Raw genomic sequence first — 580 nt, forward strand, 5'->3', positions numbered from 1 at the left:
GAACCTGCCGGCCATCGTCACCACCGACCTGCGCCTGAACGAGCCGCGCTACGCGTCGCTGCCCAACATCATGAAAGCGAAGAAAAAGCCGCTGGACGTGGTGACCCCGGACGCCCTGGGCGTTTCCACCACTTCCACCGCGAAGACCGTGAAAGTCGAAGCTCCGGCTGCCCGTAGCGCCGGCATCAAGGTCAAGTCCGTTGCCGAACTGGTCGAGAAACTGAAGAACGAGGCGAAAGTAATCTGATGGCTATCCTGGTAATCGCTGAGCACAACAACGGCGCACTGGGCGCTGCCACTCTGAACACTGTTGCTGCTGCGCAGAAGATCGGTGGTGACATCGCCGTGCTGGTCGCTGGCCAGAATGTCGGTGGCGTGGCTGAAGCCGCTGCCAAGATCGCTGGTGTTTCCAAGGTGCTGGTCGCCGACAACGCCGCCTACGCTCACCAGCTACCGGAGAACGTAGCTCCGCTGATCGCTGAGCTGGGCAAGGGCTACAGCCACGTGCTGGCCGCAGCCACCACCAACGGCAAGAACTTCCTGCCGCGCGTTGCCGCCCTGCTGGACGTCGACCAGATCT

General features: G+C 62.4%; 2 pseudogenes. Both read left to right on the plus strand.

Going from position 1 to position 580, the window contains the following annotated elements:
* Positions 1–247, plus strand: a pseudogene (locus A9513_RS14580) (electron transfer flavoprotein subunit beta/FixA family protein); the annotation flags it as partial.
* A pseudogene (locus A9513_RS14585) lies at positions 247–580 on the plus strand (electron transfer flavoprotein subunit alpha/FixB family protein); the annotation flags it as partial. The pseudogenes A9513_RS14580 and A9513_RS14585, both read left to right, overlap by 1 nt.

Source organism: Pseudomonas sp. AU12215, assembly GCF_001675465.2.
Taxonomy (GTDB): Bacteria; Pseudomonadota; Gammaproteobacteria; order Pseudomonadales; family Pseudomonadaceae; genus Pseudomonas; species Pseudomonas nitroreducens.